Genomic DNA, 26558 nt, shown 5'->3' with positions numbered 1-26558 from the left:
ATAACAAATTATTAACCATGCAACGAGAATTTTTATGTATTTAAAAGGGGTATTCAATATTTTCAACAGTATTCCCGCTCCTGCCTGCTATTGCAGCCCATCAAACATTTTACACCTTTTATGCACACCCATAAATATTTATTTGAATGTGTTTTATCTTGCATAGGATAATCAAGTTTACCTATGAACGATTTGCTAACCTGGACCAATACCCTAGAAAGCAGGCGTAACGCGCTGGAGGCCCGCCTATATGCTGCCCGTATCGCCGACCTTGAAATCACTGTGTTATCTTACTTGGATATTGCTCAATGGCACTTCCGGGAAGCTTCCTCCGCCGCCGCCCGCATGCTGGTATTGTATGCTTTGTCACTGGCTGCTTATAAACCTGATAAGCGCGGGACTATTGTTATATGGCTACAGCAACAAGCGCTTTTCATTTATCTTACGCCGCAGGAAAAAGCCTTCCTCCAAAGCAATGCTACCGACGCCAGAACCCTGGCTAAATATAGTTGGAGCCTGGAAGGCGCTTACATCCTGGCCTGGACTATGGATCTGGTACCCCTATCCCCGGATCCCGCCAGCGAAGCGCCCATTGCCTCCCTGCTATCCCACATTCCACATCTCCATGCCGATACCGCCGGCTTTATAAACCATTGCCACTACCGGGAAAAGGAAGAGCTGGTGGACGAATATATTTTTAACGATCTGGCCGTATTGCACCTGCGCCGTCTCTATGAACAAGGTGCCCGTACCGTGCAGCAACTTCACCCCATGGCCCTCTATGAACGCCGCAATGCGCTGAAATGGATTACGGCAGGTAAGCCTTAACCAACCCTCTTAAATTTTAATGCCCCTGATCTTTTGCAGTTAACAAAAGACAGGGGCAAAGCAGCTAATAGCAACAAGCAATTTTTTATAATAAAGTAACATACACAACGGCATGATGACCGCTGAAATAGGCTAGCAGATAGCCTTAGGACAGCCTATACCAGTATATTAAAATAAAAAAAGCACAGCGCGCCAAATATACACAGCACACATAGTACTCTCCATATACCATATAAGTATAACTCTTCGGATACGGCTGATTTAATATAGGTTTTCATAGTAATGATCTTAGGTGACGAACATTGGTTTTCACATACTAGGCTGGGGCATTATTAGCCTGCTAAGGATCTCTTCATTCGGATTAAACACAATATAATAATCCATTTATAAATATAATCTATTCATTTTATTCATTCAGTCGCCACTAAATTATTAAACTTTAAAGTATTATTAATCAATTTATTTAGAGGAAAACTTCTGGCTCTCATTGGCTAAATGTAGCTCTCCCAGCATAAAAACGGCCCGCAGACCCTGCCCATGGGGCAAAGGCCTGCAGGCCGGTTCCATTCAAAAAGAAGCGGTTATTTATGCAGGGTAATTTTGGGCAATTTGGTCGTTTCGCCTCCTTTGATAGCTATGTTAGCAATCGTTGTATCGCTGTACCCATTCGAGGCATTGACATAGAGGCTATAAGTGCCTTCCGTTACGCCCCGGATAGAGAAGTCGCCCCCTCTCCAGGGAATGGCGTACAGGGTATCGGTGGCGCCATAAAGCGATATTACCGGTTGTGCCGCATCCGGCCCTACATTGCCACTGATGGAACCAAATTGATTAGGGATGAATACACGAATAAAAGGATTAAGAATAAAGTGTCCCCTGAAAATTTCCAGTACAGAATGGTTTACATCAAAATCCAGCCAGAGGCGGTAGCTGCCCGAAGAAAAGTTTTCCCAATCACTACGGCGCAAGTTGATGATTACCTTGTGCTGCCCACTCCAGGTATACAGCGGATAAGTTACGCTGTCTTTCACCAGGCTGTTGTTATCGCCAATGGTGATGCGGATACGGGTTACATCACCTTTTATAACATTCCCATCGCCCAGCAGGGTGTCGGTACCATTGCGCAGGTCCAGCAGGTTGTATACTCCAGCACGGATGGCCAACGTATCCCACACAGTGCAATGTTGGTGATCCCACTGACCATTGTCCCACCCACAACGATTGGGCTGGTTGCTCAACTGGCTGCTATCGGTCGTACAGGTATCTACCAGTACCTCCACAGCACGAATGTCCAGGTTCACCGCATCGAAATAAGCAGGATCATCCGAGAGGTAGATGTTTAGTTTTTGGTGGTTTGCATCCGGAGCATTGCCGGCTGCACTTTCATTTTTGTTACAGGCACAAAGGCCCATGAGTAAAAGCGCCACCAGGGCCAGCGGCCAGGCGCGGAGTTGGAGTTGCATACACTAGGTTTTAAAATAATGAAATGGTTAATAAAGGTGTTATGGTTTATTGCATAATAAGTAACTGGTGTTTCAATGTAAGCTTCACTATAAGTCCTTTGCAGGAACAATTTTTTTAGATGCGGCGCGCCCCGCAAGGTTTAAAACTGCTTAAAATTTTTATATCCGGTAGTGCATGTTTGGCTAAATTGCTGATGATGTTTTTTCTACCAGTTATTTATAACGTATGCCAGCCGTTGCTTGGTATTTTCAGCGGAAAATGTCCTGGCCGGGAAATGGTGGCACCTATGAAATGATATCCCAGACTACTACCCAAAAAGGCTGTACCCGCGTGGTAAAGCCTTCTCTAAGTACAGTTTCCTATTTCTTTTTCTTTAGCACCAAAGCCCCCAATGGCGGGGCGTCCAGGGTGAGTTTAAAGGGCTGGCCGTTATAGAACGCTGCTTCGGTTTTTATGGGTGCCGTATTGCCTACGCCACTGCCGCCGTACATATTGTCGTCGCTGTTCAGCACTACCTCCCAAGTGCCTTCCTCCCGCAGCCCAAGGGGATATTGCAGTCGGGGTACCGGTGTCATATTTAACACAATCAGTAATTGGTCTTTCTCCATTTTCCCATGCCGTGCATAGGCGATCACGCTGTTATCGTAATCATGGATGTTCACCCACTCAAATCCTTCGAACTCAAATTGTTTTTCATACAGTCCGGGATGGGTAGTGTAGAGTTGGTTCAAGGCCTTTACGTAATGCTGCAAACCCTCGTGCGGTGCATATTGCAGCAGGTTCCAGTACAATTCGGCTTTATAATCCCACTCCCCCGTTTGCCCAAATTCACCGCCCATGAAAAGCAGTTTGGTACCAGGATGGGTAAACATATACGTGTACATGGTGCGCAGGTTGGCGAATTTCTGCCAATCGTCGCCCGGCATTTTATAAAGTAAGGACGATTTGCCATGTACTACTTCATCATGGCTTAGGGGAAGCATAAAGTTTTCGGAAAATGCATAGGCAATGCTAAAACTGAATTGATCCTGCAACACCTTGCGGTATAATGGATCGGTTTTAAAATAACGCAGGGTATCATTCATCCAGCCCATCATCCATTTTTGCCCAAACCCAAGCCCTCCGGAAAATACAGGCCTAGACACCCCATAAAATGAGGTAGATTCTTCGGCTATCATCTGCACATCGGGAAACTGGTCGTAGATATAGGTATTCATATCCTGGAGAAAGGTAATAGCCTCCAGGTTTTCCGGGCCGCCGTGCACATTGGGTTCCCAGGTGCCGGCGGGCCGCGAATAGTTTAGGTGAATAACGGATGCCACGGCATCTACCCGCAGGCCGTCTATATGAAATTTATCCAGCCAGAACACGGCATTGCTGGTCAGGAAGGCCTTTACTTCGTTGCGGGCGTAATTAAAAATATAAGAGTTCCAATCAGGATGATACCCCTTGCGCAAATCTTCAGATTCGTACACATACGATCCGTCGAAACGGTACAGCCCGTGTTCATCGTAGGGGAAATGGGATGGCACCCAATCGAGGATCACGCCCACGCCTGCCTGGTGAAAGGCATCTACCATGGCCATGAATGCAATTGGTGAACCATAACGGCTGGTAGGCGCAAAATAACCGGTTATCTGATAGCCCCAGGAACCATCAAACGGGTGTTCCATGATGGGCATCAGCTCTACGTGCGTAAAGCCCATTCCGGCCACGTAAGGCACTAGCATCTCGGTGATCTCCTGGTAGGAATAAAACACTTCATGATTGTTCAGATCCGGGCGCCGCCAGCTTCCTAAGTGTACTTCATACACCGACATGGGGCTTTGCAAGCTGTTTTTCTTGTAGCGGTCCTTCATCCACTTTTTATCTTTCCACTTATATTCGAGGGTAGTCGTTACCGACGCGGTTTTAGGACGCAATTCCCACTCGTTGGCATACGGATCGCCTTTATATATTTGCTCGCCGGTGGTGGATAGAATGAAGTACTTGTATTTCACACCCAGGCCCACACCGGCCACCATCCCTTCCCAAATGCCACTGCGGTCCCAACGGGGCAGCAATACATGACTTTTAGGGTTCCAGTCGTTAAAATCGCCTACTACGCTTACACTTTTGGCATTGGGTGCCCATACGGCAAAGGAGGTGCCGGCCAGCCCTTCATGGGTTACGGTGTGGGCGCCAAATTTTTCATACAGCCTGTAATGCCTGCCTTCTCCAAACAGGGCGATATCGAACTCGGTGAAGCGGGAAAAGGGAATGATCCCGGAAGATACGGGTTCGCTAGTTTGTTTGCTGTTGCTCTTTTTTCCTTTGCTGGCCATGTGAAGGGTAATATTGAAACGTGAAGTAACTACAAGATACGATGTAAAGCGCAAACCCGGCCAGGCCGGCGGCACTTTATACCTGTATTGCTTTAAGTAGTAACCTTAAAATCCATACCAACAAAAAAGGATGGCTCTATTACCTAGAGACATCCTTTTTCTATTTAGCTTACATGCCAGCCCGCACAACATATACGAAACTGTCTGATTTTCCTTAATGTTTGCTTGCTCAGCTTGACTTTTTGCCTTTATAGCTGGGACGACCGCTGCTGTATTCACGACGGCCTCCACCGCCTTCGCGGTCGCCGTAGCTCTTCCTGCGATCACCACCACCATAAGAACGGCTGCCGCCACTGTTGCCACGATAGCCGCCGCCACCGCGCTTATCACCATCCTGCGACATTTCTATGCGCACGCTGCGACCGTTGTAGTTCAGATCTGTGAAAGATTTCTGTACCTGTTCCAGCACATCGTTCTCCACTTCGAAGAAAGAATACACACCTTTAAGGTCTATGCGGCCAATCTTATTGCCTTTCAGCCCAGTGCTGTCGCACAGGTAACGCAGCATGTCGCCACGGTTAAAATCGTCCACGGAACCAAGGTTAATGAACAGGCGGGTAAAGCGGCCAGAGCTGCGCTGCGACATGGTATTGGTATCACCTGCTTCGCCACGGCGTACTTCCTTCACATTCAGGTCTTCCGCATTTTCATAATAAGCCAGGAATTCATTGAATTCCAGGGAAGCAAAACGCTTAATCAGCTCTTCCTTACTCATCTGCTGAAATTCTTCGTAGATGCGTTCCAGGTAGGGTTCTATCTGTTCATCGTTTACTGTTACATTATGCACTTTATGCACAAGGCCAAACAATTGTTTTTCGCAAACGGCAAATCCGTCTGGCACTTCTGCCTTCACGAATTTCTTACCCAGTACGCGTTCTATCTGGCGGATCTTACCTACATCGCGGCCGGTAATGATGGCGATTGATACGCCAGACTTACCTGCACGGCCTGTACGGCCAGAGCGGTGGGTGTAGTTTTCCACATCATCGGGCAGCTCGTAGTTGATTACGTGCGTAACGCTGTCTACATCTATACCACGGGCGGCAACATCTGTAGCTACCAGCACCTGCAAACCTCTTTCGCGGAAGCGCTTCATTACTTTATCACGCTGCTGCTGGGTAAGATCGCCATGCAGGGCATCGGCGTTATAACCATCACGGATCAGGGATTCTGCAATTTCCTGGGAGTCCAGTTTGGTGCGGGTAAAAATAATACCGAAGATATCGGGATTATAATCTACAATACGTTTCAGCGCAGCATATTTATCTCGCGGACGAACCACATAGTATTCATGCTCAATATTAACGTTACCGCTGTTTTTGGTACCAACCGTCAATTCAAACGGATCGTTCATGTATTTCTGTGCAATGCGGCGTACTTCCTGCGGCATGGTAGCGGAAAACAACCAGGTGGTTTTTTCTGCCGGTGTCTTGGAGAGTATATTGTTAATATCTTCCTGGAAGCCCATGTTCAGCATTTCGTCTGCTTCATCCAATATGGCGTAGCGAACGGAATCGAAGTTGATCGCACCGCGATCAATGATGTCGAGCAAACGGCCAGGGGTAGCCACGATAATGTGGGCACCACGTTTAATTTCACGTAGCTGCTGCACAATACTGGCGCCGCCATATACCGCTACGATGCTCACATCGCCCAGGTATTTACTGAAATTCTTAAGGTCATTGGCAATCTGCAAACACAGTTCGCGGGTGGGGCAAAGGATCAGACTCTGAGGAGCCCTGAGCTTTACATTCAATTGGTGCAGTAAAGGCAGGCCAAATGCTGCTGTTTTACCGGTGCCCGTCTGGGCAAGACCTACAAAGTCCCGGTCACCACCTAATAAAACCGGGATGGCTTTTTCCTGAATAGGCGTTGGGGATACAAATCCTAAGTCCGTTACGGCTTTTAAGATGTCTTCCTGCAGGCCTAATGATTCAAATGTTATCATTGATTGTATTTAATGCCTCAAACAGAGGCCATGTATGCCGCAATGAGCGGTAAAAAAGTTATGCTGCTTAATCCACCAGTTCACCTTCCAGGTCGTAATCGTAAGCTTTGGTAATGCGAACGTTCACGAACTCGCCTGGTTGCAACCGTTTGGTGGTGGTAATGATTACTTCATTATCCACTTCCACGGAGTCGAACTCGGTGCGGGCCAGGTAGCGGCCACTTTCTTTTTTGTCTACCAGCACGGTAAATACCTGCCCTACCTTGGCTTGGTTCTTTTCGAGGCTGATCTCCTGTTGTACTTCCATGATCTCCTGAGCGCGACGTTCTTTTTCATCGGCAGGGATCGTATCTTCCAATGCGTAGGCACTGGTATTTTCTTCGTGACTGTAAGTAAATACACCTACCCGGTCAAAGCGCATTTTTTCGAGGAACGCTTTCAGTTCTTCAATGTCTTCTAGGGTTTCTCCCGGAAAACCTACGATCAGCGTGGTGCGGATGCAGATGCCAGGTACCAGTGCACGCATTTCGGTGATGAGCCGTTCCATTTCCTCGCGGGTTATCTGGCGCTTCATCGCTTTGAGCATGTTATTGGCGGCATGCTGCAAAGGCATGTCTATGTATTTGCAAATATTATCGCGGGTGCGGATCACGTCCAGCACTTCCATGGGAAATTTGCTGGGATAAGCATAATGCAGTCGGATCCATTTCAGGCCGGGAACGTCGGCAATAGCATTTAACAAGTCGGCCAGGCGGCGCTCTTTGTAGAGGTCTAGCCCATAATAGGTAAGCTCCTGGGCAATCAACATCACTTCCCGCACGCCCATCTTCACCAGCTTTTCCGCTTCCCGTACCAGCTCCTCAATGGGGCGGGATACATGTCCTCCCCGCATGAGCGGGATAGCGCAGAAAGAGCAGGTCCTGTTACAGCCTTCCGCAATTTTCAGGTAGGCGTAGTGAGAGGGGGTGCTGAGCAAGCGCTCACCAATCAACTCCGCTTTATAATCTGCATTGAATTTTTTAAGTAAGGCGGGCATTTCCAAAGTACCGAACCAAGCGTCTACCCCGGGAATTTCCGTTTCCAGATCGCCCCGGTAACGGGCGCTCAGGCAACCAGTCACATATACCTTATCCAGCTTGCCGCGCTCTTTTAGCTCCACCTGGTCCAAAATGGTGTTGATAGATTCTTCTTTTGCTTTATCGATAAAACCACAAGTATTGATCACCACGATGTTATGATCGCGTTTGGCATTTTCATGCACCACGTCTATATCATTGGCCCGCAACTGACCACTCAGCACTTCTGAGTCTACCAGATTTTTGGAACAACCGAGCGTAATAATATTAACCTTGTCTTTCTTTAAAGTTTTTGTCTTCAATTCGTGCGTTTTTAGATAAAACGGCAGCCAGATTGCTAGCCGAAACAGCCACGAAGACACCGGACACGAACAGACAAAAAGAAGAATTATGTAGTGTGTGTTATGGGAGCCTTAGTGGCAAGGGACTGTACCGCCCCTCCCAAAGGATTCGCAAAGTTAGTAATAATTTTTCGTATTTACTAGTAGTGGGGAGGAATATGCCTACCGGGATAATTATAAGGCCACCGCCAGGGCGCACCTGGCCTGTAGGCGATCTTTTCCAACCAAGATGCTGGATATACAATCACACCGCCCTGCCACCAGGGCGGTCATATGCAGGAGTTTAAGCCCCAGGATTTAGTTGTAGATGGAGGATCACTCTCCTGCCGCCACCCCTATCTTCTCTAATAGTTTGTTGGCCCGCGCCTTAGCCACTTTACGCTTATAATGATACCACCATACCGGTGCCATTTTAATCAGCAGGTTATTCATGCCCCGCAATCCTACCAGGTGATAGGCCCCGTTTAATTTACCGATAAGCCGCTGGTCCAGGGCCCGCAGGCTCATGGCAAAACCACTGTCAATGTATTCCATATGATGCCAGTAGCCTGCCGGCATGAAAAGCGTTTCGCCGTGCTGCAAGGTTTCGGTGTAAGCCTGGGCGTATTCGAGGGCTGGAAATTGTTTAGTATCCAGGTGCTCATGCCAGTTTACAAAAGAAGCTGCACTCTCCACCGTCAACGGCATGCGGTAGATATAGGGTGCCTGGCTGTTTTCCAGCAATAAGAGGCGTTTGCGGCCTATAAACTGGGTGTGAAAAATGTGCGACAGGTCTATATCGTAATGCATATGCGCCACCGATCCTGCCCCACCCACAAACAACATCGGGAATTTATGCAGGAACCCCTTTGCATATTCGTCAGGAAAGGTAAAGTCCTTCACGAGCTGGGGAGCGTGCTGAAAAATATTAAATAGGAATATACGCAGTTCCACCGGGCCCTGCTGGATCATGTCCAGGTAATCTCCAAATTTAATGTATTCATCGGCTCCATTTACCAGGGTGTTTGCACCGGCGCGGGTATTGTTGTAAACGCCTACCGTTTGCTCCCCAACAATGGACTTAAAATAGTCCCATGTCCATTTGTGCAAGGCTTCCCAATTTTTGGAAAGACCGGAAATAATCACTGGTTTGCGGGGCAGGTAGTATTTTTCTCTGAATACTGCCGGCGTTATGTCGGCTACCCGTTCGATTTGCTGAATTTTCATACAGGTTGATCTAGTGACGCTATTTAATACAAGTTGTACTAGTAGGCTGGTGTAAAGTTCATTAACGCAGAAAAGTCATGCCAAACTGTGTCCACACGGGGCTTATCTATTGTTGGCATAGCTTATAAGCAGTTAACACATTCCCATAAATTTAAATAAAAAAGGTCCCGCACGTGCGAGACCTTACTATATTATGAACAATCTATCTCTGTGATATGCACCAAGGGATGAGCAGGTACGGCCTCTTTGCACTAAAGGTTCCATGATAAATTATAAGCTTTTAGGAGCTTTTAATTAGATCTACCTGTTCTCCTAGGAGGTAATATTTTCTGCCAATGAATTACGATGCATCTTTTGGGCGGCCATTTTTACCGCTTTCACTTCTTTCGCCCTTTGACGGAGAACTTCTATGTTTTTAGGCACTTGTTCTTTCATACAGCAATATTTTGTCTTACAAAAATAAAGAAAAAAGGAAATAGTGTACAACGATTTAGGATGGTACAATGGCCCTCGTTACTATGAAACAGCATTGTAATCGCTCTTTAGGTCTATGGTCAGGTCATTATTTTAAATTAAAATCACATCCTGGTTCCACATACTTCAGATGGGGCTGGCGGAGCAAAGAACTTAGCTGTTGGTACTAAATAGGGAGTCTACAAAGGCTTCCTTGTCGAATACTTGGAGGTCTTCCATGCGCTCGCCAATGCCAATGTATTTAACGGGTATCTTAAACTGGTTGGTAATAGACAATACTACCCCACCCTTGGCCGTGCCATCCAGCTTGGTAATAGCCAGGGAGGTTACTTCTGTAGCGGCGGTAAATTGCTTGGCCTGCTCCACGGCATTTTGGCCGGTAGAGCCGTCTAAAACCAATAAAACTTCGTGCGGAGCGTCTGGCAATACCTTTTTCATGACACGTTTTATTTTGGTCAGTTCGTCCATGAGGTATACCTTATTATGCAGGCGGCCAGCGGTGTCTATGATAATCACGTCTACGTCTTTAGAAGCCCCGCTTTGCACTGCATCGAAGGCTACCGCGCCGGGGTCGGAACCCATTTGCTGCTTCACGATGGGTACGCCTACGCGCTCACTCCATACAGTAAGTTGGTCCACTGCAGCAGCACGAAAGGTATCTGCGGCACCTAGCAATACAGACTTGCCAGCCTTTTTATAGTTATAAGCCAGTTTGCCAATAGTGGTGGTTTTGCCTACCCCATTTACACCTACCACCATAATCACATAAGGTTTTATACCGGCGGGTGTGTCAAAATCGCGGAAGCCGCTGTCGGGGGCGTCTACCAGCAGGCTGGAGATTTCTTCTTTAAGGATGTTATTGAGTTCGCTGGTACCCAGGTATTTGTCTTTGGCTACGCGGGCTTCTATTTTGTTAATGATCTGCACCGTGGTAGTAACCCCTACATCGGCCCCTACCAGGGCTTCTTCCAGATTATCGAGTACTTCAGTGTCTACGGTTGATTTGCCGGCAATGGCCCGGCCTATCTTTGACAAAAAGCCTTCTTTTGTCTTCTGTAATCCTTGGTCCAGGCTTTCCTTCTTTTCCCGGGAGAATAATTTATTGAAGAAACTCATAGTCTTTAGTTTGGGCCAATAAAGGTAATTGGTTTAACGTTACCGTTCTCCCAACAACACGAAAAGCTGTCCAGCGAGGGACAGCTTCTGTGAGTATAATGTAGTAAAGCCGAATTACTTAGCGTTGATGTGCTCCTGAACCTTGTCTTTATGCACGATAGCTTCCTTGAAAGTATAGGCGCCAGTTTTCGGAGAGCGAACGGCTTTGATTACCTTGGTCCACACCTTAGATTCGGCGGCGGCCTTGGTATCCTTTACTTTAGCGTTCTTTGAAGCTCCTTTTGCCATGATATTATTAGATTAAAAGTTAAAGTGAATCGTCAAAAGTTACCTGTTAATTGCTAATCGCGTGGACCTACATCCAACATACCAACGATTAACGCTCAACACTTAACAATCAATTATTTTATTTCCTTGTGAACAGTAACTTTCCGCAAAATCGGATTGTACTTTTTCAACTCCAGGCGTTCCGGAGTATTCTTTTTGTTTTTGTTGCTGATGTAGCGGGAAGTGCCGGGCAAACCTGTTGATTTGTGTTCCGTGCATTCCAGAATTACCTGCACCCTGTTACCTTTCTTTGCCATTTTTTATTCAAATTAAATGTGTTCCTAACAAAATTAGATAGCCTGACCGGCTGCACGCAGTTCTTTTACCACGGTATACAGGCCGTTTTTATTGATGGTACGGATTGCATCAGCAGATACCTTCAATGAAATCCAACGATCTTCTTCCGCGAGGAAAAAACGTTTCTTCTGCAGGTTGGGCAGAAATCTTCTCTTAGTTTTAATGTTAGAGAAAGAAACGCTATTACCTGTAATCGGCTTCTTTCCTGTCACCTGACATACTCTTGCCATTTTTCAAAAAATTTTGGACTGCAAAGGTCGATTTTTTTTATTGATTTAGCAAATAAACTGAATTTAATTTATTCACATTTAAAACGTCTGTCCACATCAGCAGGCAGCGCTACATCTTTACGCCTCATTTCCAGGACCTTACAAAAAGGCAGTGCCGGTCAGTTTGCGACGGTACCCTGGGAAGCGGATGCAAAAATAAACAAGTTTTATTGCTTTATCACTATAACGGCGATAAAAAAGCAAAACTTATTATAAAGCATGTAAATTGTTGATTTTAAATTATTTGCAAAACACGATGCCTATTCAGCATAATTGCCTGGATATAGCGCCTGCGATAAATCGCACCAGGAAGGATGCGCCGCTAATTTTGCCAGTGGAATTACACATTATGCTTACCGCATGCATTTACAGCAATACGATCAGGCTACGCATTACCGCGCCCAGGCGTACACTGTCCAGGATGCGCTGCTGGGTGGTGCCATGTTTCAGCAAGGCTGCTTCGTGGCTGGTCACGCACATTTCGCAGCCGTTCAGAGTAGATACCACCAGGCTAAGCAGTTCAAAAAACTCTTTGCCCAGTACAGGATTGGCCATGATGCTCATGCGGATGCCTGCAGGAGTTTCGTTGTAAAATTCTTTATTTACGAAGTGGCGGAAACGATAAAACACGTTATTGGCCGCCATTAAAGAAGCGCAGCTAATGGTTTCAGCAATCTCCTTTTCCGTAGCACCCTGGGCCGTGGCCAGCGTGGTAAGAGAAGCCTGTAAGTCGCTTTGTTTTTCATTCACTGACACCGCCAGGCCTATAAGATAGGCTTCTTTTTTAGTCAGGGTAGCCGCTTCTAGCGAGTTAGTTATATTAATTTTCAGGTCTTTTAAGTACCGGGCATCGGTATTGGCCAGCATTTGCAGGCGCACGGAGATATTGGTCAAACCCACTGCCTGCAACAGTTGCAGGGCGGTATCGTTATTGGAGGTGGCGAACATATTAAGTGTTTTGGGTGTATAAAAAAGGCCGGAAGCAGCACCTGGGAGGACCCTGCCTTACTTCCGGCCTTGTAAAAAGAACCTCCGGCCATACAACCGGCGGCTCACCATGTATTTAATTATGCGAGGGTAGCTTCGCCTTTCTGCCAGTTGCAGGGGCACAGCTCATCTGTTTGCAAAGCATCCAGTACACGCAATACTTCTTTTACATTACGGCCTACACTCAGGTCGTACAAGGAAACCCAGCGCACAATGCCTTCCGGATCTACGATGAAGGTAGCACGGTAGGCCACTTTTTCATTAGCTTCCAGGATACCCAATTCTTCCGCCAGCGATTTGGAAGTGTCGGCCAGCATAGGGAATGTCAAGTCTTTCAGGTCTGCATGATCTTTTCTCCAGGCTAAGTGTACATTTTCGCTGTCGGTAGACGCGCCGATCAGGATGGCTTCGCGGTCTGTAAAATCAGCGTGATGTTTGTTGAACTCAGCGATTTCGGTAGGGCAAACAAAGGTAAAATCCTTAGGCCACCAGAACATCACCAGCCATTTGCCTGAATTCTTCAGTTCTTCGGAAGACAGTTCATAAAATTCTTTCCCTTTTTCAATGGAAACAACTGCTGTCTTTTTGAAATCTGGGAAAACGGAACCCAGGGATAAAACTTGATTTTTCATTTTGAATCGATTATATATAAGAGTTGAATAATTATAGAATAATATGTTATTCGAATGTTATTAGTTTGGGTGAGCCTGCTATTTGTTGTAATTTTAGGGTCAAATACAGGCTTTTCGTTAATGTTACGCAAAGATGATCTGCTACCGCCAATAATTCAAATAGATTTTTAAAATATCTCATTGGATTTCTCTATATGGCTAATCCATAACATGCGAAAATTCGTACATATTACTAAGAAATGAAACTGGGCTAAAGCCCGCCCCGCTTGCAGCAAACAACACCAATTGACATACCGAATACAACCAAAAATCTTTGATAACGAGTAAATATTAGTTTAAGAATAATCCCACTATTTCTCGCTGATCATTGATCCCAAAGATTTGACCAAACGTTAACATTTTCCTTGCGCACTCCACCATGGTGGCTTACTGCTTTTTTAAGCTAATGCAGGAGCTTTTTACTTGTTTAACGCTACAAATTGGCACAGTATTTAGTTAATTATGTATTCACTTTAAATAGCCCGGACATGAAATTAAGAAATGTACTCATCGTGATTATTACGGTAGGTTTAGCTTTGATTCCGTTTATCAAAAACAGTTTCATCAAACAGGATGAATTTGATGCTACACAAGATCTGTTCATCTAGTACCAAACCGCTTCCTTACTGATTGTAAGCTGCTCGATGCAGCGTATCGCGTCATCATTATACAGCGCGGCCTTTTAACCCATTATTCTAATCCGACAAGACCTGAATTGCATGCAGCCGGTGCATAAATGCCGTCCTGCCATATAGGAGGCTTATTGCGTCATACAAGCAGGTAAAATAGTTATATACCGCAGGCAATTCTTTTTATACAATATACTAACCGCCTTACCACAGTTCGCTGTGTAAGGCGGTTTTTGCTTTAAACATCTTCCAGCCATGAGCAATATTTTACTCATCCAAGGCCAACAAGAAACGCAGCCTGCTTACACGGACTGCGTTTTTTTCGTATAAGCGATCCCGTTAGCTCACCGTCATCAGCAGGTTTTGGAAGTTTTTGATGCCGATAACCTTCTGGGTGGTAAATCCTTCGGCATATTCTACCCCAATCATTTTCCCAAACATGCGGTTACGGTGTAAAACACTTTCAAAAAAGGCGGCAGAAGAAATGTAGGTCTGCGGCTCGTTATCCTTGCCTTCGGCGAGGAACTGGGTTTTAAAGCATTTGATCGCCTCAATCTTAGTTTGAATTACGGCGGAGATGTCTACCACCAGGGTAGGCTCCTGGTAGGTGTCCTGGATAAAATGAAAGACCTGTTTAGGGCGCCAGGCGGCTTGGGGCAGCCCATCGTTTCCCAGGGTTTCCACTTTGCGCAGGCCGGCCAGGAAGCAACTGTCTGCAATAAGTTTGGCAGCACGGCCATGGTCGGGATGGCGGTCGTGGAAGGCATTGGCCAGCACTACTTCGGGTTGGTATTTACGGATGGCGCGGATAATGGCCAGTTGTTCCGGTTTTGCATTTTCGAAGAACCCGTCGGCTAAGCCCAGGTTTTCCCGGGCATGCAGGCCCAGGATAGCCGTGGAGGCGGCGGCTTCTGCGGCGCGGGTCTCTGCCGTACCACGGGTACCCAGCTCTCCGCGGGTGAGGTCTATCACCCCAACTTTTTGTCCTTGTAAGGCATGAGCCAGCAAGGTGCCGGCACAGCCCAGTTCCACATCGTCAGGGTGTGCTGCGATGGCGAGTAAATCCAGTTTCATGGTCCACAGGTGATTTGGTGTGTGGGCGCAAAGATAAGAATAGCGCAGGCATTCTGTGCTGTAAAGGCCTAATAATCACCCATAGACCGGGTGTCGGTGAGGTGGCCATTGTCATAGTCCAGTTCTTCATTCACTGTACCAGCGGGGCCAAAATACTGCCAGGTACCGGTTTTCAGCGGTACAAACACGGTACGTTCGCTAAAACGCTCCTCCCCTGTTACGGGATCTATTATATGGTGAGAAAGGGTAGACGGCTCGGGTACGGCTTTGTAATATCCTTTAAAAATAAGGCGGTGACTGGTACTAATGCGCTGCTCTACAAACAGGGTCCCCTGGCAATCGCTGGCGTATATTTTCAGATAATGACCATCTGCTTGTGGCAGGGAGAAGGTGTCTTTCAGGGCCTTCACCGGCACATCTATGTCCAGGGTATCGAGGTAAATGAGGTGTGGGCAAAGGGATGATGGGGAGGATGGCTGCGCCACTGCGGCAACGGTTGTTTTCTTGCGCTGTTGCGCCATAACAGTAACATATAGCCCCATGCAGAATAAGAATAAGAATAGGTATTTCATAGTGGGATTTATTTCGCAGTAATTACGCCCCCACCTCCATGAGCGGCACCACTGCTGGTGCTGGTGGTGATGAGTACCCCAGCCACCTTGTCTTTTACGCCATAGATGCGTTGCAAGTCTTTGGGTTGCATCACGGAAATAGCACGTAGTTCGGTGAGCTGGATGGCAGACAATTCTCCTTCCGGGTTAATGGTCAGCAGGCGGCCATTGAGTACGTAGGCAAAATGAGTGTCGTCCCCTTTATTTTCGGTGAGCAGTTGCTTGTAGGCAGCAGAACTATTGGCGAAGAGGGCGGTGTAATGCTTACGGGCAAAGACCTTGGTCTCTATATAAATCACGCCGTTGGCGGCCCTTTCGCCATATTTACGCACTACGCCTGCGCCGGAAACGACGGAAATTGAAGCTATTTTTTCCGGGGAAAGGTCGTGCATGCTGCCGAGTCCTACGGCTACGCTATCTACCACGTAAAAGGTGCTGTCGTTTTCCGGGCTGCCATTTTCAGGGGTACCCGTCTGAGCCTGGGCGCTAAAGGCGGCCAGCAGTATTACACATAGTACGGTCCATTTCATCACGGTTCAAATTTTCTGTCCTTTAATTATAGGCGTGCAGGGAATGATAGACCTCTATTTCCTGTACGATGTCTTCAATGTCTTTATCTTCCTGGAGATCGTATTCGCTTTTCAGGTCGCCCCCCACGAAGAAAGCCACTGTTTGCCAGAGCCGGGCGTTAAAACCTCCCTTCAGCTCTTTGATAATATCATAGCAGTTCTGGCCAGTTTGCCGGTTGATAAGTTTCATGAGTACCTTACCCTGGTATACGCTCAGGTCTTCCAGTTTGTTGCCAAATTTAGCCTTCATTTCCTTTTCCTTGCTCTCCAGAAAGGCTTTGCGTGCGCGTTTATCGGGCATGGAGGCCAGTTTGGCGTTCACGTCTTTTAGTATATTGGCGGCGGTGAGGGCATAAGGGTAGGTTACATATACCGCATTGCGCAGGCGGGTCCATCGGGCGCGCTCTTTCACAAAACGCCTGGGCAATTTATCGTATACTTCTGTAAATGGCAGGGTGATTTCGGGAATAAGCTCGCCATCGTACATCACGGTAGCCAGGGGAATGGTGTCTGTAGCTGTGCGCTGATGCTGGGCTAACGCGCCGGAACCCCACAACGTGAGGACAAGCAGGCTAATAATAATTTGTAAAAAACGGCGCATACTCCAAAGTTAATAGTAAATCGGCAATTCCCTTTCCCGGGAAGATTAAACTTAGGTTGTAATTATAACGTATCAACGCGCAGCAGCGTTACAATAATATACAACTCTGTGCCGGAACGGAATATTAATCTTCCAGGGGGCGCAGGTGGAGGGTGTTTTCCATAAAATGATAGATGGCGGTTTCCACTGCGGGAATGTCTTTGCTGGTAAGAGCGCAACCCAGCACGTGGGTGCCGGCATTGGGTATAGCCACGGCCAGTTTCAAGCTGTCTGGCGTGCCCAGCGCCTGCTGCATATTCAGGATGGCGCTTACCCTTACGGTGGGGTCTTGCTCCTGCTGGTTTTTGTAATAATATAAATTGAGTACCGGCTGGTGTACCGCTTGAAAAGTACCGGGCGTCATACTGGATTCCAGCAATTCTTCCAGTTCACTCACGGCCTCCAGCCGGTATTTTGTGTACCAATAGCGGGCTTGCATTTCGTTTTTGGCAGGGGCTATGTTATAGTCGCTTTGTTTTATCATGCGGGACATGGCCAGTCCCCAATGGTTATTGGCCAGGAAGGCCAGGGGTTGGTTAATCTCGATATTGGGACTCATGTTAATCACCGCATACACATCGGCGGGAAATTTGGCTGCCAGCAGAAGGGCCAGGGTGCCACCGGTGGAAGTACCTACCAAAATTACTTTGTGTCCCAGGGCCTTCCCTATTTGCAAGGCCTCCTTGGCGTCTTCCCATAGACCAGTGGCCGTCATGGTGAGTAAAGGTGCCGCAGTGTCCAGGCCGTGACCGTCCAGGCGGGTGAGGAACAAGTTGCAACCATAGCGGGCCGCCAGGCGGCGATGTACAGGGTCGCCTTCCTCCTGGCTTGCGGAAAAGCCGTGCAGGTATACGATACTGTACTCGGTCTTATGTTGGTCATCTCCATGGCACCATACAATACGGGCCTGGTTGTCTGGCTTGAGGCAGTGCTGGCTTTCTTTGCTTTGGATGTATGCCATGAGCGACCGTGCATTTTGCGGTACAGATGGCAGTACAAGCGAATATTGGGGACGAGGCGGACAGGGCCCTAGCAGGTAGGCGCTGCCCAGGAGTAAGGTAACTGATAATACAGTACGAAGCCAGATAGGCATAGCCATCTATTTAGCAGGTAATCGTCGGGGAAATTCGTCTGGATAAAGGTATTGAAAATGGCGACGGGGTAGATTACTAAATCGTGGTATTTTGGGGGATTGCCCCCCTGCGAAATAGGTGCGGTCCAATACTGCGATACCTCGATCATACAGGCACTGCCTGCATTTATCATGGACATTTACCACTCCCCCTTCCTTTCAAATAGCACATTGTCGCATTTTCTTAGTTTTAATTATATCAAAAAACCTACCGTATGCAACGTTTTATATGGATGTTCTCCATTTGCTTATTACCACTGTTTGTGAAAGCGCAGACCGCACCGGCTGCCACAGATGTATTGAAAAACGCGGAAGCAAAGGCCGCGAAAGCGCATAAAAATGTATTGATCATATTTCATGCCTCCTGGTGTCATTGGTGCCATGAAATGGATTCTGCTATTGCGGATGCTGCCTGCAAGCCTTTTTTCGAGCGCAGTTTTGTTTTGGAACACCTCACTGTATCTGAATCGCCCCAAAATAAAAATCTGGAAAATCCCGGTGCAGATGTTTTGCTGAAGCAGTATACGAATGGGAAGGAGTCTGGCATCCCCTTTTGGGTGATACTGGACCCCAAAGGCAATTTGCTGGCAGATTCCAGGCAGCCTGGCACCGGCGAAAATATTGGCTGCCCAACCACCGCTGCTGATGTAGCCCAACTGAAAAGCATCCTGGTAAAAACAGGCAAAGGATCACCCACAGAAATTAACACAATCGGTGAAAGATTTGCACGGATTGGAAAATAATAGCGTACAAACTGTGATTATCAAAAACGGGCTGCCTTCGAAGAAAGGTGGCCCGTTTTTGTAAGTATGCAAGCAAGATTTCATTCCACTTTAAAGTAAAAACGGATGTTGCCAAATTGTACTTCCGGGGCATCGGGGCTGGCGTTGTACTTAATGCGGCGGGCGGCATCCAGCGCAATGCTGATCTGCTGCGGATTATTCAGGGTAGAGCCGCGCAGGCTGTGGGTGGCTTCGATTACATTGCCATCACGGTCTACTTTAATATTTACGGCTACGTAACCACTTTCGGAGCCATTGTAGGTAACAGTAGGACGGCCTACCAGGTTACGGCCAGTAAGGCGGAAGTCGGACTTGCCGCCACCCAGGCCACCGCCCGTGTATCCGCCACCGTTAGGATTACCGCCAATGGCACCCCGGTCTCCCGGCTGGCCGGTATTGCCCTCACCTTTTGAGTTATTGCTCCCTTCTGCACCATTACCGCTGTTTTTATTAGCAAAGGTGCCGCCGGTAGCCACCGCTTTGGCATGCCGCTCTGGCGGTGCCGGTGTAGGCGGAGCTTCTACTGGCTTAGGATGTTTTACTTTTTCAGGTTTTGGATCTAGTTCTTTGGGAAACTCCTTGGGCGGAGGTACGGGCTTGGTGGGCTTGGTTACCGCCGGTGCGTCTTCTTCGTCCTGGGTAGCAATATCCTGCGGAGGCGTGGTATTTTGCGCGGCGGTGGGTGCCGTGTTTTGTACCGCAGGTTCCTGTGCGGGCGCATTACTAGGCGGGTTGGGATTTAGCGGCTGCTCCTCTCCCATGCCCTGATCGGAGGTGCCTAGGTTCACTTCCATGCCCAGGTCTTGGTTAGGCAAGGGTGGTGGTGCGGCAAAACCTGGCAATAACCAGAAAGCCAGTAACAGCAATGCATGCACTGCAATGGTAATGCCGAGTGCTTTCAGGTTCTTGGCCATATTTTGTTCCTTCGTCTGCATAATCCAAAGTTAATAAAAAAACAAGTGGAGCTATAAGTGCCCTAATAAAAATTCGTTTGTGGCATACAATGAAAAAATCCCACTGCTGGCTGGCAGTGGGATTCTTGATCATATAAACGAAATAGTTAGTGCGCGAAATCTTTTTCATAATCACCCTGGATACGTTCCATGGGTGGGTTGAAGTAGCCAAATTTTACATTTGGAAATTCTTCGTGAATAAGCTCCATAAGCTGCTTCATGCCTAGACATTCTCCGGGATCGGCAATGTTTAGTTTACCCAGGTACCAATCGGGATCTATATTGAAATTGCGCCATTGGATCATATTCAAATCTGTATCGATAATTAGCTGGCGCAGGGCTTCATATTCGGCCACACTATCTGTAAGGCCGGGGAATACGAAATAATTAATAGATGTCCAGCCACCGAAGGAGCGCACTACTTTCAAGCTTTCCACGATATCGGAGAAGTGGTAATTGTTAGGCCGGTAGTAAGGCGTATACCATTGTTCCTGGGCGGAGTTCAGGCTTACGCGTATGCTGTTCAGCCCTGCTTCGCAAAGCGCGCGCACGGCGTCTGGCTTGGAACCGTTGGTGTTAATATTAATGCTGCCCTTGGGCGTGTGTTTGCGGATTTCTTTGATAGACTCCCGGAGGGTTTCCCACATGAGCAAGGGTTCTCCTTCGCAGCCCTGGCCAAAGCTCACGATCGGGAATGGCGCCTGCTCCAGGTGCGGAACAGTATATTCTACAATCTCTTCCGCTGTGGGTTTAAAACGCAGCCGGTCCTGGGTAGATACGATGGTTTCTTCTTCGGGTTGGAAGGAAATGCAGCCAATACAGTTAGCATTGCAGGCCGGCGAAGAAGGAATTGGACATTCCCAGCGGCCCATGAAGTAATTGCGCGCGGCGGGACAATGATAAGTAAGGGCACAGTTTTGCGCCAGGTGCTGCACCAGGCGGTTATGCGGGTAGGCGTTCATTAAAGCTTGAACACCTTCTTTCACTTTTTTATCGTCGAAACCAGCGTTTTCCTGGCGGATATCGCTTTCAATGCGGATAGCGGGTACGTAAAATTTGCCCTCCCACCAACCTACGGCGGTATAGCAGAACAATGGCAGGGTGGGCGCATCTGGCATGGTTTCATAAGCGGCAATGTAAGCGCCGGTGTGCGCGGGAGGAATAAAGGCGGCCACTGCCCATCCCTTTTCGCACAGCATCATTTCGCCCGTTTCCACGTTGATGCCAATGCCCCGGCGACCGGGTAGCTCGTATAAAGAGCCGCCCTGCGGCAGTTCTATCCATTCCGATGCATCTATCGGCCATGCATCCCAGCCACTGCGGCCCGTCACATGCAGGGAAGTATCTTCGAAGATATTTCCCTCACCATCGGAATAGAGAATGTAAGGCGTCATGTTTGAATTATGAATTATGAATTATGAATTAGAGGCGGCTTTGGCAGAAGGTGTTGATGGACTCCTGTTCCGAGGTGGTAAGGTCGTCTAGCACTTCTACTTGAAGGATTTTATTGTTTTTAAAATCCAGGGTGAAAAGATCGTTGCGGAGTACGGCATTTTGAAGGACGGTCCAGCTAAAGTTCTTTTCGGAAAAGGTGGCCGGTAAGGTAACGCCCATGGTGTCCAGGCGGGCGAAGGCCGGTTGTAATATTTTATATTCGGTGTATCCAACATATGCAATGCCGATGCCTACCAGCAGGAGTAAACCTGCAATGTCTGGTTTGCCGTGCGATAGGAAATAGAGGCTGCCGGTAAAGCAGGTGAAGGCCTGTACCACCCGGACCATGCTGTTTACCTGCCCAAATTTACGGAAACGGCGCAGTACAAAAGGCAGCAATATGCTGCCCAACCCCAGCAGGATGAAAAACGCGGCCATCAAATAGTTGGGCTGCGCTCCCTGGTATACCCCAATGGCATTGAACAAAAATAAAATCCCCACCAGGCCATGCATCATAGGCTGCAAGCGCAGCCTTGTAAGCGTGGATGGATGGAGGATGCGAAACTTATACATCGGGACGAAATTATGCGCCGTAAACAAAAGGCCGTTACCGGCAGGCGCAGGGCAGGCATTACCTGCATCCATCGCCGTGGCGGTACTGGCCTGGAAAATATCACATATGCTGGCTTACCAGCAGGTTGCACAGTTTAAACAATACGCGGGCGCCTACATTCGCATCCCACTCGTCGTGTTTGGGCCCTACTTCATTAAGATCAAACCCTATGATGGTGCGGCCGCTGGCTAATACACGGTTAAACAGGTAGTACACCTGCTCACACTCAAAACCGCCTGGTACTGGTGTGCCGGTATTTGGACATAACTTGGGGTCCAGGCCGTCGATGTCGAAGCTGATGAACACTTGTTGCGGCAGGGCTTCTACGATATTGTCGCAGATAGATTTCCAGGTTTCGCCTTCAAACTGGCGTTCCTTAATATTTTTATCGAAGAAGGTTTTAACACGGCCATTGCTTTCGTTGATGAAATTTACTTCCTCATCGCAATAGTCGCGGATGCCCACCTGCACCAGTTTGGATATCTGGGGAATTTCGTTGAGGGCATTGTACATGATGGAGGCGTGGGAATACTGGAAGCCTTCGTAGCCATTGCGCAGATCGCAGTGGGCATCTATCTGAAGAATGCCGTACTCGCCTTTTTTCTCGGCGATGGCTTTAAAGTATCCCAGCGGTGTACTGTGGTCGCCCCCCACGAGGCCTACCAATTTTCCTTTATCCAGCAATTCCTTGCTTTGCTTGTAGACCCATTCATTCATGGTATTAGTGCCATTGCACACATCTACCAGCGTTTTTCTCAGGAAAGGATTTTCAGCAATGTCGCCACCTTCTGTCAGGAATTTCAGGTATAGTTCGGCCTCTTTGCGGAGGTAATCGCTGCGTAGCAACAGTGTTTTATCTGACTGGCGCATGTAAAAACCTTGTTTCCAGCCTTCTACTACATCCGGATCGTAGAGGTCTACCTGGAGCGAAGCTTTAAATATATGTTCCGGGGCACGGGAAGTACCCTGGTTGTAGGAAACCGTTACTTCCCAGGGAACGGGCAGTATCACCAGTTTTGCCTCTTCTTCCGTGAAAGGCAAGCCAAATACGTTGTTAGACAACAACCCTACTGAGTTGGGGTCAAATTGCGATAAATCAGCCATCATTTTCAATTTCGGGTGGCAAAGATAACCTATTTCCAGGTTCCATGCAGTTAAGTTGTCGTAGCAAGCTTACCGGAAGGAGGGCTGCACTGTACGGATAGTTGATACCACTAATTTGTTAATGAAATGCCAAATCATTATATCCTGACTTTTATCATACTATATTCCGCACATTATTAGGATATAAGCAAAGGCAAAAGCCTTACCAGGCGGGGGATTTCGCCCTGATCGTCCCGGGCTGACACCCTAGTTGACAGGCCTACCGTATAAATAAAAAATATACTCCTCAACGGCATTTTGGCGTAATTTCGCGACTGGATAAGTCTAATAAAGGATGAAAAAAACAAATATAATACTGCTAGTCGTCGTGGCTATTTCTATTGCAGTGATTGTAACCATGGTAGGTGATTTCAGTACCTACGAAACATTTGCCACCGCCAGCAGCAGTGCAGGCAAGGATTACAAGGTGATTAGCGTGGTAGATACCACCCGTGCTATGGAATACAATGCTTTAAAGGACGCCAATTTATTTAGTTTTTATGCCAAGGACAAATCCGGCCAGATCCGTAAAGTGGTCTTTTCCGGCACCAAACCCACAGATTTTGAAAAAGCCGAATCGGTGGTACTCACGGGCAAAATTGTAGGTAATGAATTTCATTGCCGGGAAATTCAGATGAAATGCCCGTCTAAATATAAAAAAGACCAGGTGGCTATTGGTAAAACTATTTAATCCGTTATCTCTTTAGCATTTTATATCCGGGCGTATGGCCGGGGAGCGCGAAGAGCTGCTGCCTTACTGTGCTACACCTCCTACTAATAATACTGTAAGACGTTGGAAACTACATTTATAGGTGAACATTTAATTCCCGGGCAAATAGGACATTTTTTTGCCGTTCTATCGCTGGTAGCGTCGCTGGTGGCGATGACTGCCTATTATAATGCCACCCGCGCCACGGAAACGGCCACACAGCTTTCCTGGCAGCGAATGGCCCGTTGGAGTTTTGTGATACAGGCACTGTCTGTATTTGCAGTATTCAGCGCACTGTTTTATATTTTGTACCATCATTTATTCGAATACAAATATGTATGGCGCAATTCCTCGCGCAACATGCTCACCGCCTACCTGTTTTCCAGCTTTTGGAGCGACCAGGAAGGCAGCTTTCTGTTGTGGAGTTTCTGGCAAAGCATATTGGGGTTGGTATTGATGCGTACCGCCAAAACCTGGGAACGCCCGGTGATGACAGTGATGAGCTTTGCCCAGTTCTGCCTGGCCACTATGTTAATTGGCATTTACTTCTTTGGCTATAAAGTGGGTAGCAACCCCTTTGCGCTACTGCGGCAAACCGAAGAAAACCAGGCGGCGCCTATCTTTCAATTAAAAAATTACCTCGACTTTGTAAAAGACGGCAATGGCCTGAACCCGCTGCTGCAAAATTATTGGATGGTGATTCACCCACCGGTATTGTTCCTGGGCTTTGCTTCTACCATCGTACCCTTTGCCTTTGCTTTTGCCGGCTTATGGACCCGCCGTTTCAGCGAATGGATAAAACCCGTACTGCCCTGGGCTTTGTTCTCCGCTATGGTGCTGGGTACTGGTATTATGATGGGGGCTGCTTGGGCGTATGAATCGCTCTCCTTTGGGGGCTACTGGGCCTGGGACCCAGTGGAAAATGCTTCGTTGGTACCCTGGATCACGCTGGTGGCAGGCATCCACACCCTGCTGGCCTACAAAAGCAGCGGGCAGTCGCTTAAGATCACCTTCTTCTTTTTCTTCATCACCTTCGTACTCATTTTATACTCCACCTTCCTCACGCGCAGCGGCATTCTGGGCGACACTTCCGTACACGCCTTCACCGATCTGGGCATGACGCAGCAATTGCTGTGGTTCATGCTGGCCTTCCTGGTGCCGGCTTTTGGCCTGATGATCTATCACAGGAAAGCTATCCCTACGGTACACAAAGAGGAAAGCACTTATAGCCGGGAGTTCTGGATGTTTGTAGCATCGCTGGTGTTACTCATGGCCGCTATCCAGATCACCTTTACCACCTCCATTCCGGTGTGGAATAAGATACTGAACGGCACGGGGCTGATGAAGCTGTTTCACATGAAGGATATTGCACCGCCCATTGAGCCGGTGTTCCATTACAATAAAATACAGATATGGATTGCCATTGTAATAGGTTGCTTCACGGCGGTAATACAATACCTGAAATACAAGGAAACACCCAAAGGATATGCCTGGCGAAAGATATGGCTGCCTACTGCGCTCTCCGTTGTATTTACCGTACTGATAGCTACGCTAGAGCATATTAATTACTCCGTGTATGGCACTGGTTTTCTTATTGCGATTTATACCATGCTGTATGCCAGCGTATATGCCGTGGTGGCCAATATTAATTACATCATCGGTATCCTGAAAGGCAATTTTAAAGCTGCGGGTGCATCGGTGGCCCACATTGGCTTTGGCCTTATCCTGCTGGGCATATTGCTTTCTTCTGCTAAAAAAGAAGTGATCTCTATCGACAATATGAAGATACTGGATGGTTACTTCGCCAAAGAATCAAAGGAAAATAGCCGCGAGAACCTGATGCTGCCGCTGAACATGCCCATGCAAATGGGTAACTACCACGCCACCTACGTGGGGGATAGCATAGTAGAAGGCGACTTTAAAACCTATTACCGCGTACGCTATGAAAAGACGGACGAACAAGGCAATGTTACCGAACGCTTCACTTTGTATCCTGATGCGTTTATTAACCGGAAAGGTGCCGCCAGCCTGGTGGCTAATCCATCGAGCAAACATTATCTGACCAAGGATATCTTCACCTACCTTACTTCCCTGCCAGACCCAGACGCTTATAAAGATACCGCCCAATATGTGGCACATGATATAAAACCCGGCGATTCTATTTTCTTCTCCCAGGGCTACATGGTACTGCGTGCTATACAGCCTCACCCCGAAACGAAAAACTATAAGCCGAAGGATGGCGAAATGGCCGTAAGCGCAAAACTAGATGTATACAGCAGCAATAACCAGGAGCAATATAAACTGGAACCGGTGTATTTCATCCGCGACAGTGCTTATCAATACAATGTAGACGATACATTAAGCGCTATGTCGCTGTACGTGAAGTTCGACAAGATTATGCCTACCAGCAACAATGAAGCAAAGGTGCAGATACAGGTGAAAGACTCGGGTGGTACGCAGCGCAACTATATTGTGATGAAGGCTATGATATTCCCTTACATTAATGTATTGTGGATGGGGGTATTAATCATGATCACCGGCTTTTTCATGAGCATAGTGCAGCGGGTAAAACAAAACCGCCGCGTAGAGAAAACGACGAATACCCGCAAGCATAAACCAGTACAGGTATAATTAACCTGCCCATGTATACAGGCCTACGGCTATTCTATTCCCCTAAAATTAAACAAATGATTTCCAGCGGTTGCCGGTAAAAACTGGCGGATCGCTGGAATTTATTTTGTATTTAGTTTCCCGTAAATTGCATATTCATATTAAAAATAAATATATTTACCAACGCGAATGGCCGAGATGTAATCAATAAACTATCTCAATCAATTGAACTGAAACGCGTTGGTAAGAAAAGCACCGCATTTGGCACAAG

At 47.5% G+C, this 26558-nt stretch carries 25 protein-coding genes; 4 read left to right on the top strand and 21 right to left on the bottom strand.

Translation table 11 applies throughout. The features are described from left to right. Positions 1-183: 183 nt before the first annotated feature. Complete coding sequence (locus GA0116948_RS07630) at positions 184-828, top strand: DUF4272 domain-containing protein (RefSeq protein WP_089710752.1); 645 nt, start codon at positions 184-186, stop codon at positions 826-828. Positions 829-1409: 581 nt separating this feature from the next. Here GA0116948_RS07630 and GA0116948_RS07625 read toward each other — a convergent pair. The 17 genes from GA0116948_RS07625 to GA0116948_RS07550 all read right to left on the bottom strand — a co-directional run bounded on the left by GA0116948_RS07625 (position 1410) and on the right by GA0116948_RS07550 (position 18004). Beyond that, positions 1410-2291, bottom strand: a complete 882-nt coding sequence (locus GA0116948_RS07625) for a DUF4382 domain-containing protein (protein WP_089710750.1) — start codon at positions 2289-2291, stop codon at positions 1410-1412. 360 nt (positions 2292-2651) lie between these two features. Then, on the bottom strand, positions 2652-4616 hold the full coding sequence (gene glgB, locus GA0116948_RS07620) for a 1,4-alpha-glucan branching protein GlgB (protein ID WP_089710748.1): 1965 nt from the start codon (positions 4614-4616) through the stop codon (positions 2652-2654). Positions 4617-4845: 229 nt separating this feature from the next. After that, positions 4846-6624 (bottom strand): DEAD/DEAH box helicase, encoded by a 1779-nt coding sequence (locus tag GA0116948_RS07615; protein ID WP_089710746.1) that lies wholly within the window; start codon positions 6622-6624, stop codon positions 4846-4848. A 67-nt stretch (positions 6625-6691) separates the two neighbouring features. Continuing rightward, entirely contained in the window at positions 6692-8002 is a 1311-nt protein-coding gene (gene rimO, locus GA0116948_RS07610) for a 30S ribosomal protein S12 methylthiotransferase RimO (RefSeq protein ID WP_089710743.1), read from the bottom strand. Between the two features lie 354 nt (positions 8003-8356). After that, positions 8357-9247 carry a cupin-like domain-containing protein gene (locus GA0116948_RS07605; RefSeq protein ID WP_089710741.1) on the bottom strand — a complete coding sequence of 297 codons (891 nt, stop codon included), beginning with the start codon at positions 9245-9247 and terminating at the stop codon, positions 8357-8359. A 312-nt stretch (positions 9248-9559) separates the two neighbouring features. Next, positions 9560-9682, bottom strand: a complete 123-nt coding sequence (locus GA0116948_RS21675) for a hypothetical protein (RefSeq protein ID WP_262487065.1) — start codon at positions 9680-9682, stop codon at positions 9560-9562. A gap of 192 nt (positions 9683-9874) precedes the next feature. Further along, positions 9875-10837, bottom strand: a complete 963-nt coding sequence (ftsY, locus tag GA0116948_RS07600; protein ID WP_089710739.1) for a signal recognition particle-docking protein FtsY — start codon at positions 10835-10837, stop codon at positions 9875-9877. 114 nt (positions 10838-10951) lie between these two features. Beyond that, complete coding sequence (locus GA0116948_RS07595; protein WP_089710737.1) at positions 10952-11125, bottom strand: DUF4295 family protein; 174 nt, start codon at positions 11123-11125, stop codon at positions 10952-10954. A 113-nt stretch (positions 11126-11238) separates the two neighbouring features. After that, positions 11239-11421: a 50S ribosomal protein L33 gene (gene rpmG / locus GA0116948_RS07590; RefSeq protein ID WP_089710735.1), complete on the bottom strand. Its 183-nt coding sequence runs from the start codon at positions 11419-11421 to the stop codon at positions 11239-11241. A gap of 33 nt (positions 11422-11454) precedes the next feature. Beyond that, positions 11455-11691 (bottom strand): 50S ribosomal protein L28, encoded by a 237-nt coding sequence (rpmB, locus tag GA0116948_RS07585; protein WP_089710733.1) that lies wholly within the window; start codon positions 11689-11691, stop codon positions 11455-11457. 405 nt (positions 11692-12096) lie between these two features. After that, positions 12097-12678, bottom strand: a complete 582-nt coding sequence (locus GA0116948_RS07580) for a carboxymuconolactone decarboxylase family protein (protein ID WP_089710731.1) — start codon at positions 12676-12678, stop codon at positions 12097-12099. Positions 12679-12797: 119 nt separating this feature from the next. Then, positions 12798-13349: a peroxiredoxin gene (locus GA0116948_RS07575; protein ID WP_089710728.1), complete on the bottom strand. Its 552-nt coding sequence runs from the start codon at positions 13347-13349 to the stop codon at positions 12798-12800. Between the two features lie 1007 nt (positions 13350-14356). After that, complete coding sequence (gene bshB1, locus GA0116948_RS07570) at positions 14357-15091, bottom strand: bacillithiol biosynthesis deacetylase BshB1 (protein WP_089710726.1); 735 nt, start codon at positions 15089-15091, stop codon at positions 14357-14359. Between the two features lie 68 nt (positions 15092-15159). Then, positions 15160-15663: a hypothetical protein gene (locus GA0116948_RS07565; protein ID WP_123891725.1), complete on the bottom strand. Its 504-nt coding sequence runs from the start codon at positions 15661-15663 to the stop codon at positions 15160-15162. 8 nt (positions 15664-15671) lie between these two features. Further along, positions 15672-16232 carry a hypothetical protein gene (locus tag GA0116948_RS07560; protein ID WP_089710722.1) on the bottom strand — a complete coding sequence of 187 codons (561 nt, stop codon included), beginning with the start codon at positions 16230-16232 and terminating at the stop codon, positions 15672-15674. 22 nt (positions 16233-16254) lie between these two features. Then, on the bottom strand, positions 16255-16872 hold the full coding sequence (locus GA0116948_RS07555; RefSeq protein ID WP_089710720.1) for a DUF4294 domain-containing protein: 618 nt from the start codon (positions 16870-16872) through the stop codon (positions 16255-16257). A 124-nt stretch (positions 16873-16996) separates the two neighbouring features. Further along, the gene (locus tag GA0116948_RS07550; RefSeq protein WP_089711142.1) at positions 16997-18004 is read right to left on the bottom strand and encodes an alpha/beta hydrolase; all 1008 of its coding nucleotides are present in this window, start codon (positions 18002-18004) and stop codon (positions 16997-16999) included. A gap of 254 nt (positions 18005-18258) precedes the next feature. Between GA0116948_RS07550 and GA0116948_RS07545 the strand changes: the two genes are divergently transcribed. Further along, on the top strand, positions 18259-18786 hold the full coding sequence (locus tag GA0116948_RS07545) for a thioredoxin family protein (protein ID WP_089710718.1): 528 nt from the start codon (positions 18259-18261) through the stop codon (positions 18784-18786). Between the two features lie 80 nt (positions 18787-18866). Here the strand turns inward: GA0116948_RS07545 and GA0116948_RS07540 are convergent, their stop codons facing one another. The 4 genes from GA0116948_RS07540 to GA0116948_RS07525 form a co-directional block, all read right to left on the bottom strand. Next, complete coding sequence (locus GA0116948_RS07540; RefSeq protein WP_089710716.1) at positions 18867-19760, bottom strand: hypothetical protein; 894 nt, start codon at positions 19758-19760, stop codon at positions 18867-18869. A 125-nt stretch (positions 19761-19885) separates the two neighbouring features. Beyond that, positions 19886-21172, bottom strand: coding sequence for a radical SAM protein (locus GA0116948_RS07535; RefSeq protein ID WP_089710714.1), 1287 nt, complete (start codon positions 21170-21172; stop codon positions 19886-19888). 28 nt (positions 21173-21200) lie between these two features. Then, positions 21201-21785 carry a hypothetical protein gene (locus GA0116948_RS07530; protein ID WP_123891726.1) on the bottom strand — a complete coding sequence of 195 codons (585 nt, stop codon included), beginning with the start codon at positions 21783-21785 and terminating at the stop codon, positions 21201-21203. A gap of 100 nt (positions 21786-21885) precedes the next feature. Then, complete coding sequence (locus tag GA0116948_RS07525; protein ID WP_089711140.1) at positions 21886-22929, bottom strand: agmatinase family protein; 1044 nt, start codon at positions 22927-22929, stop codon at positions 21886-21888. Between the two features lie 334 nt (positions 22930-23263). Between GA0116948_RS07525 and GA0116948_RS07520 the strand changes: the two genes are divergently transcribed. After that, entirely contained in the window at positions 23264-23659 is a 396-nt protein-coding gene (locus GA0116948_RS07520) for a cytochrome c maturation protein CcmE domain-containing protein (RefSeq protein WP_089710710.1), read from the top strand. 102 nt (positions 23660-23761) lie between these two features. Then, the gene (ccsA, locus tag GA0116948_RS07515) at positions 23762-26308 is read left to right on the top strand and encodes a cytochrome c biogenesis protein CcsA (RefSeq protein ID WP_240619161.1); all 2547 of its coding nucleotides are present in this window, start codon (positions 23762-23764) and stop codon (positions 26306-26308) included. Positions 26309-26558 lie beyond the last annotated feature (250 nt).

This window comes from Chitinophaga costaii, assembly GCF_900094705.1.
Classification (GTDB): Bacteria; Bacteroidota; Bacteroidia; order Chitinophagales; family Chitinophagaceae; genus Chitinophaga; species Chitinophaga costaii.
Note: the sequence above shows the minus strand (reverse complement) of the source record. Positions and strands in the feature narration are given on the sequence as shown.